Source organism: Brevundimonas sp. CURTG3B2_SDJG, from assembly GCF_057364705.1.
Genome location: NZ_JBNFOJ010000198.1, coordinates 1 through 5,464, shown reverse-complemented (window position 1 = coordinate 5,464; position 5,464 = coordinate 1). Strand labels below are relative to the sequence as shown.

4 protein-coding genes and 1 tRNA gene are annotated in these 5,464 nt (G+C 69.0%); 3 read left to right on the top strand and 2 right to left on the bottom strand.

Annotated elements, in window-relative coordinates:
• Window positions 1-376: 376 nt before the first annotated feature.
• Both AC2W7C_RS12925 and AC2W7C_RS12920 read left to right on the top strand, forming a co-directional pair.
• Window positions 377-3,277, top strand: coding sequence for a TonB-dependent receptor (locus AC2W7C_RS12925; protein WP_486001804.1), 2,901 nt, complete (start codon window positions 377-379; stop codon window positions 3,275-3,277).
• 81 nt (window positions 3,278-3,358) lie between these two features.
• Window positions 3,359-4,102 (top strand): FadR/GntR family transcriptional regulator, encoded by a 744-nt coding sequence (locus AC2W7C_RS12920; protein WP_486001803.1) that lies wholly within the window; start codon window positions 3,359-3,361, stop codon window positions 4,100-4,102.
• 229 nt (window positions 4,103-4,331) lie between these two features.
• On the opposite strand, the gene AC2W7C_RS12915 is transcribed toward AC2W7C_RS12920, so the two are convergent.
• Window positions 4,332-4,406: transfer RNA gene (locus tag AC2W7C_RS12915), tRNA-Val, on the bottom strand.
• 179 nt (window positions 4,407-4,585) lie between these two features.
• Complete coding sequence (cpdR, locus tag AC2W7C_RS12910; RefSeq protein WP_183201636.1) at window positions 4,586-4,942, bottom strand: cell cycle two-component system response regulator CpdR; 357 nt, start codon at window positions 4,940-4,942, stop codon at window positions 4,586-4,588.
• A gap of 132 nt (window positions 4,943-5,074) precedes the next feature.
• Here cpdR and AC2W7C_RS12905 point away from each other — a divergent pair, with 132 nt between their 5' ends.
• Window positions 5,075-5,314, top strand: coding sequence for an N-formylglutamate amidohydrolase (locus tag AC2W7C_RS12905; RefSeq protein WP_486001802.1), 240 nt, complete (start codon window positions 5,075-5,077; stop codon window positions 5,312-5,314).
• Window positions 5,315-5,464: the final 150 nt, after the last annotated feature.

Genomic DNA, 5,464 nt, shown 5'->3' with positions numbered 1-5,464 from the left:
CGGCGCGGGCGTCCTTGCGCCGGGTGCCGGCGATGGCGATGACCGCCGCCAGCGCGGCGGCCGCGGCTGCGAAACGCGACAGCATGGCTCCTCCCTCCGGGTCTTCGACCTCTCCAACTGACGCTAGCAGACTGTTCCGAGCCGTCAACCGATTGGCTAGTCCATATCGCGCAAATTGGACTGGCGATTTGATCCTGAACGGCGATCTTCCACGCTTGGGAAAGACTAGCGCTCACTTGAACGCCCCTCAGGGCCCGTCTCGGAGGTCGACCGCCTGACCAATCTGAAGGCCGGTTTCCACGAATTGGTTGACATATCGGTCTAGTTAAGCGAACCGTTCCGGTAAGCCCGATAGATACGGGCAAGGGAGGATAGAATGCGGCATCTCGACGGGACTCTGCGTCCCCTGGTCCGGCGCGTGGCGCTCAAGACGGCTCTGCTGGGCGGGATCGCCCTGCCCCTGATGGCCGCGCCGGCGATGGCGCAGGACGCGCCGCAGCCGCCGCCCCAGACGCCGCCGCCGGCCGAGGAGACCACCGAGATCGGCGAGGTGGTCGTCACCGGCATCCGCGGCTCTATCCAGTCCTCGATCGGCCGCAAGCGCGACGAGACCGTGGTGGCCGACGTCCTGTCGGCCGAGGACATCGGCGACCTGCCGGCCCTGTCGATCGGCGAGGCCATCGAGACCATCACCGGCGCCTCGACCCACCGCGAGAAGGGCGGCGCGTCCGAGATCTCGATCCGGGGCCTGGGGCCGTTCCTCGGCGCGGCGACCTTCAACGGCCGCGAGGCCTCCAACGGCAGCGGCGACCGCTCGGTCAACTTCAACCAGTTCCCGTCCGAGCTGATCAATACGGTGGCGGTCTACAAGACCCAGCGCGCCGACTTCGTCGAGGGCGGCGTCGCCGGCATCGTCAACATGGAGACCGTGCAGCCGCTCGACTTCGGCCGCCGCCGCATCCAGCTGGAAGGCCGCGCCCTCTACGCCGGCTACGACGACCGCCTGCACGATCCGGCCGGCGTGGGCTGGCGCGGCACCGCCAGCTATGTCGACCAGTTCGACCTGGGCGAGGCGGGACGGCTGGGCGTATCCCTGGGCGTGCAGAGCCTGGAGGGCACCAACCCCGAGGAGCTGTTCACCAGCAGCTCGACCTGGGTCGCGTGCAACGGGGCCCAGACCGTGGCGACCACCTCGAACTGCTCGCCGGTGACCGCGGCCCAGGTCGCGGGCGGCACGCCCTACTACCTGACGGCCGGCAGCCGCACCTACCGCCAGTTCATCGAGCACGACCAGCGCGACGCGGTCTTCGCCGCCGTCCAGTGGCGGCCCAGCGACGCGCTGGAGATCAGCTTCGACTACCAGAACTCGCGGCGCACCTACACCGAGGAGCGCAACGACCTGAACTTCTCTGAGACCATGCGCGGGGCCAACAACCGGGTGGTCGGCGAGGACGGCGTGCTGCTGGCCTACACCGGCAACACCACCATCGAATCCACCCCGACCTACCGCATCCGCGACGAGCAGTACGAGGGCGGCGGGCTGAAGATCGAATGGACGCCGACCGACGCCCTGACGCTGTCGACCGACATCTCCTACTCCAGCACCCATCGCAGCGAGATGGACCGGCAGGTCCGCCTGCGCTCCAACGCGACCGACATCAACGGCGCGCCGGTGGCCGGGGTGATCAACGGCCAGCGCGTGGCCTACACCTTCGACTACCGCGACAGCCTGATCCCCGCCATCGTGGTCAATCCGGTCTACGACCTGAACCGCTGGGAGAATTTCAGCGCCGCGGCGCGCGCCCGCCGCGACGAGGTCGTCCGCGACAACAAGATCGCCGCCGTCCGCTTCGACGGCGCCTATGCGCTGGACAACGGCTGGCTGACCACGATCCGGGCCGGCATGCGCTTCTCGGAGCTGACCTACAAGGACAGCGACGACCGGGTCGAGGTCAACGTCACCTCCGCCGCGGCCATCCGCGACGCCAACATCGCCTGCCGTCGGGACTTCGGCCAGGACGACTTCCTGTCCAGCGCGCCGGGCAACACCATCACCAGCTGGGCGACCTTCGACGCCCGCTGCCTGTTCCAGGCGATCACCGGGGTCGAGGACACCGGCCCCAACGCCGACCGGCGCGCCATCGGCAACCGGGACGTCACCGAGAACACGACGGCCTTCTACGCGCTCGGCGAGTTCGACAGCATGCTGTTCGGCGTCCCGGTGACCGGCAACCTGGGCCTGCGCTACGTCAAGACGGACGTCAGCTCGGTCGGCCTGCGCGGCGCCTTCGACGTGGTCACCAACCCGGACAACACCATCCGCCTCGTCCCCACCGGCGAGTTCGAGAGCCAGACGATCGAGTCCAGCTCCGAGGCCTGGCTGCCCAGCCTGAACGCCAATTTCGAGATGCGCGAGGACCTGCAGCTGCGGGTCGGCCTGTTCCGCGCCATGTCGCGGCCCGATCCGTCCAGCCTAGGCGCCGGCCGCACCCTGAATCTGGAGCCGGGCACGTCGTTCGCCACCGTCGAGGACGCCATCGCCAGCATCACCGCCAACGGCAACCCGCGCGCCGAGCCGCTCCTGTCCTGGAACGCCGACCTGTCGCTGGAGTGGTATCCGGACCGGGATTCGATGCTCAGCGTGGCCGTCTACTACAAGCTGTTCAACGGCGGCTTCGTCCCGACCGTGATCGACGAGACCTTCGTCATCGACGGCCAGACGGTGACCGTGCCGGTCATCCAGGATTCGGCCACCGACGAGGACAGCGAACTGACCGGCTTCGAGGTCACCGCGGCGCACCGCCTGTCGAACCTGCCGGCGCCGTTCGACGGCATCGGCTTCAAGCTCAGCTACAACTACGCCGACTCGACCTTCAAGACCCATGACCTGCGGCTGGGCCAGCAGTTCAATCCGGTCACCGGCGCCACCACCCCCGGCATCGTCCAGCCCGCCGGCATCTTCGGCCTGTCCAACCAGGTGTTCTCGGGGTCCGTCTATTGGGAGATCGGACCGTTCGAGGTCCAGGGCATCTACAAGTACCGTACGGAATACTATCAGAAATTCGTCGGAGCCCCCTCCCAGAACCGCTACATCCGCGACACCGGCGTGTGGGACTTCCGGGCCTCGTACCGGATGAACGACCATCTGTCCTTCATGCTGGAGGCCTCCAACCTCAACGACGAGCCGCGCATCCACGACATGCCCGTCCCGGGCAGCCTGCGCGAGTACAACACCTACGGCCCCCGCTATTATCTGGGGGCGCGCTACCGCTTCTGACCGGACGGCGGGCCTGGGCGCTTGCCTGGGCCCGTTCCGCTGGGTCTACTGAGCCGCTGCGGAAAAGGATCTGCCCCGACGATGTCCGAGACTCGCCTCTATCAATCGATCGCCACCGAGATCCGGGCGCTGATCGAGTCAGGCGACTTCCCGCCGGGGTCGCGCCTGCCTGGCGAACGCGACCTGGCCGAACGGTTCGGCGTCAGCCGGGTGACCATCCGCGAGGCCGAGATCGCGCTCGAGGCCCAGGGCTGGATCGCGATCAAGACGGGCTCCGGCGTCTACGTCCAGGCGCGTCCGGCGCCGGCGGCGGGCGCCCTTCCCGACGTCTCGGCCTTCGACCTGACGGCGGCCCGCGCCGTGATCGAGGCCGAGGCCGCGGCCCTGGCGTCGGCCCACATCACCGACGCCGAGATCGCCGAGCTGGAAGAGCTGATCGTGGCCATGACCGACCCGGGCGCCACGGACCAGTCGGCGGCCGAGGCGGACCAGAAATTCCACCTCGCCATCGCGCGCATCGCCGGCAATCCGGTGGTCGAGCACTGCATCCAGCTGATCTGGCGGATGCGCAACGAACTCCCGCGCGTGCGGGAGGTCTACGCCAGCGTCTGCCATCACGACTGGGACGCCCGCACCGACGAGCACGCCGCCATTCTCGCCGCCCTGCGCAACCGCGACCCCCAGGCCTCGCGGGCGGCGATGCGGGATCATTTCCACCGCCTGTTCGAGGCCATGCTGGAAGCCACCGAGACCGAGGCCCTGGCCGAGGTCCGCCGCCGGACCGAGAACGACCGCAAGCGCTTCCTGGCGGCGACCCGGATCTAGGCGCGCCCTTGATCGGCGGAACCGAAGGGGCGCCGTCTACGCCCGACCGGGAACGAAGGTGGTCACGCCCGTCGGAGAATTCTCAGCCTGCCTCGACGAGGAGAGCCCGCTCATCGGCGGGCGCCGACCCCGGCTGAACCGGAACCCCACCGCTGACGACCCCGGGGCGCAAACGGTCCTTCGACCGCCATGCAGCGGCTCTTTAGCGCATTGAACGTCTTGGGAAAAATGGTGGACGCGACAGGGATTGAACCTGTGACCCCTACGATGTCAACGTAGTGCTCTCCCGCTGAGCTACGCGTCCGCCTTGACGGCCCTGGAGACAAGCCCCGGGGCGGGAAGGCGCGGTCTATAACCCGATGGCCTCGGCGACCGCAAGGCCAAACTCAAACCGATCGCCGACATGCCTGAGGTCCGCCCATCAGACCCGCGTTCCGCGCTCAAGCAGCGAGGCTCCGCGAGCCGAGCGGCAGCGCCCTCGAATCAAGCCGCGACCATCCGCTCCACCTCGCCGACCAGGTCGCGCAGGTGGACCGGCTTGGACAGGACCTTGGCCTGCGGGCTGGCCTGGGCGGCCGAGAGGGCCACGGCGGCGAAGCCGGTGATGAACATGATGCGGATGCCCGGCTGGCGGGCGGCGGCGACGCGCGCCACCTCGATGCCGTCGGCGCCCGGCATGACGATATCGGTCAGCAGCAGGTCCCACGGTCCCTGGTCCAGGGCGTCGATGGCGTCGTCGCCGTTCTCGCAGTCGACCACCGAATGGCCGGCGCGTTCCAGGGCGCGCGTCAGGAAACCACGAAGCGAATTGTCGTCTTCGGCCAGTAGAATTCGCGCCATTCAGCTCAGGTCCGCCCATGCCCCGATGCCGGGATCTCAGGTCTGGGACGCTACGCCGGGACAGGTAAACCCGCCATGAAAATCCCCGGGGCGGCGAAGCGGCCCGCTGTGGATGAACGGGCGAAACAGGCTATGACCCCGTCGATGGTCACGGGCGGCGAGAACGACGGAGGGGCGGTGGACGGCGCGGCCTACGATGTCCGGCGCCCGGCCGCGCCCGGCCGCTTCGTCTTCGCCTCGCCGCACTCCGGCGACCTCTACCCCGCCGACCTGGGAACCGATCCGGCCTTGCCGGAGGCCAGCCTGCGCAGCGCCGAGGACGCCCTGGTCGACCGGCTGATCGCCCCGGGCGAGGCGCACGGCGCGACCTGATCCTCGGCCCGCACCGCCAGGGCCTATGTCGATCTGAACCGCGATCCCGGCGATCTCGATCCCGCGCTGATCGAGGGCGTCGACCCGGCCGGTTCGGCGCGGGCCGCCGCCGGTTAGGCGTCCTGCCGCGACTGACCGGCGACGGGCGCC